We start from the raw sequence: 2,104 nt of genomic DNA, 5'->3' as shown, positions 1-2,104 counted from the left end.
GCCGCGACCGGTGCGGCCAGCCAGAAGGACATGGGCAAGGTGATTGCCGCACTGAAGCAGAAATATGCCGGCCAGATGGATTTCGGCAAGGCGAGCGGCATCGTCAAGGGCCTGCTGCAGTAGGGTGCTGCTCATCTCGTCGCTTGGGTGGCCGACCGGGCGCTCCCGGAACCCAGATCCGTCCGGAATCGAAGTCCAGGAGTTGGAACTCGGATACCGCTGAGATGTTTATCCGTCATGCAACTGGAGAGATGTCATGACTGAGAACGAAACCCGCTATGAAACCGGTGCGACGAAATATCCGGCAAAGATCGATGCCGACGCTTCCGATGAATTCTCCCAGGATGCGGCCGCCAACAAGAAGCCCGCCGGCGGAATGGGGCTCACCCGCAGGAAGGATGAAGTAGAAGACCGAACCCGCCAGTCGGAGGGACAAAACCCGCCAAGGCAAGTCACGCCGAGCGCCGCAACCGAAAAGACGTCCGGCGCCGGCCCCGCTATCGCGGAGCGTTCAAAGGACGCCAAGGCTCCGAAGAGCGGCCGCCAGCCTGGAGCGTATGTCAAGAAGTGATCGCTGGACGGGACCCGAGAGGTCCTGGCGTTGCCACTTGCGCCTTTCGCGACTGGTTGGTGGGTGTCTGTCCGGCGGGCCCCGTCGGCTCCAATGCACGGCGCAATGTCGGCGCTTCCTGCTGGATATGATCCCACAGCCGGTTGGCGATCGGCCCATGCGGTCGGTCGCGGCGCCGCGCCACCACCAGTTCGTCGGTGCGGCCCGGCAGATGGCGGCCGGCAATGGATTGCAGGCGCCCGTCATGCAGTTCTTCCTCGATCAGGAAGCGGGGCAGGTGGCCCCAGCCAAGGCCCTGCAGGATGATCTCCTTCTTCATGCCCTGGTCGGCGACGAGGCATTGCGGCGCGCCTTCGATCAGCGAATAGTTTTGTTGTGGCGAATGGCGGGCGCTGTCGCGCATGACGCATTGGGTGAGTGCCTGCATCTGATCCAGAGTGATCGGCTGCTCGATACGCCCGGGCAGAAAGCCCGGCGCCACCACGGGAATGAAGGACACCTTGCACAGATCGACCCATTCCACCCGCGCATCGCCCTTGTCGACCCAGTGCAGGATCAGATCGGCTTCGTCATCGAATAGACGCTCCCATGGGCCGCCCACCGCTTCAAAATGCAGATGCAGGCGCGTGCCGGGGCACTGTGCGAAGAACCGCCCGAGCATGCCCAGCACATGCGGGCGCGGGCACAGGTCGCCTATCACCACGTGGATCTCGCTTTCCTCACCCATCGCCAACTGGGCGGCATGGACGCGCAAACCGTCCAACTCGCGCAGCAGCGATAGCGCTCGGCGGTGGAACGAAAGCCCGGCCTCGGTCGGACGCACGCGATAGCCGCTGCGGTCCAAAAGGATGAGGCCGAGCTGTCGTTCCAGCTTGGCGACGGCGGCGAACACCGCCGGGTGCGAGCGATACAGCATGGCCGCCGCAGGTTGAAAACCGCCGGTGCGGACCACTGCATCGAAGCATTGCAGGTCGTGCAGGGTGAATTCGGCCATGTCAGTTTTTACTACAGAGATTGTTCTATCTTTGTAATATCAACAAAATCGCTCCACGGCTAGGCTCTGTCTCGTTCAACGTTCCAGAAGGAATCTTCATCATGAATGAGCTGAATTTCGTCACAACGGGCGACGGCACGCGCATCGCCTACCGCTTCGATGGCGAGGCAAGCAAGCCGGTGCTGGTGCTGTCGAATTCCATCGGCACCACGCTGCACATGTGGGACAGGCAGATCGGCGAATTGTCGAAGCATTTCCGTGTCTTGCGCTACGATTTTCGCGGCCATGGCGGATCGAGCGTTCCCGTCGGCGCCTACTCGCTCGACCGGCTTGGCCGCGACGTCATCGAGCTGCTCGACGCGCTCGACCTGCAACGCGTACATTTCCTTGGCCTGTCGCTCGGCGGGTTCGTCGCGCAGTGGCTCGGCATCCACGCGCCGGAGCGGATCGACCGGCTGATCCTGAGCAACACCTCGTCCCATCTCTCGCCGGCAAGCTATTTCGACGAGCGGATTGCCGCGGTGCGGCAGGCACCGGAC

4 protein-coding genes are annotated in these 2,104 nt (G+C 62.8%); 3 read left to right on the top strand and 1 reads right to left on the bottom strand.

The genetic code is table 11. From position 1 onward, the window contains the following. A partial coding sequence (locus EN939_RS31490) for a GatB/YqeY domain-containing protein (RefSeq protein WP_164751391.1) occupies window positions 1-123 on the top strand: 123 nt, incomplete at its 5' end. Window positions 124-256: 133 nt separating this feature from the next. Beyond that, window positions 257-571 (top strand): hypothetical protein, encoded by a 315-nt coding sequence (locus tag EN939_RS31485; protein WP_127271501.1) that lies wholly within the window; start codon window positions 257-259, stop codon window positions 569-571. Here the strand turns inward: EN939_RS31485 and EN939_RS31480 are convergent. Further along, window positions 561-1,565, bottom strand: coding sequence for a LysR family transcriptional regulator (locus tag EN939_RS31480; protein WP_127271500.1), 1,005 nt, complete (start codon window positions 1,563-1,565; stop codon window positions 561-563). The two genes, EN939_RS31485 and EN939_RS31480, sit on opposite strands and share 11 nt — an antisense overlap. Window positions 1,566-1,666: 101 nt before the next feature. On the opposite strand from EN939_RS31480, the gene EN939_RS31475 reads away from it, so the two are divergent. Continuing rightward, the coding region (locus EN939_RS31475) for an alpha/beta fold hydrolase (RefSeq protein ID WP_127271498.1) at window positions 1,667-2,104 on the top strand (438 nt) is incomplete at its 3' end.

Origin of the sequence: Mesorhizobium sp. M7A.F.Ca.CA.002.05.1.1, from assembly GCF_003998335.1 — a bacterium.
GTDB lineage: Bacteria > Pseudomonadota > Alphaproteobacteria > Rhizobiales > Rhizobiaceae > Mesorhizobium.
The sequence above is the reverse complement of the archived record's forward strand: the minus strand, read 5'-3'. Positions and strand labels throughout refer to the sequence as shown.

Bases quoted from the DNA above. Each gene is read 5' to 3' on its own strand.
- EN939_RS31485 (WP_127271501.1), top strand. From the start codon at position 257: ATGACTGAGAACGAAACCCGCTATGAAACCGGTGCGACGAAATATCCG.
- EN939_RS31480 (WP_127271500.1), bottom strand. From the start codon at position 1,565: ATGGCCGAATTCACCCTGCACGACCTGCAATGCTTCGATGCAGTGGTC.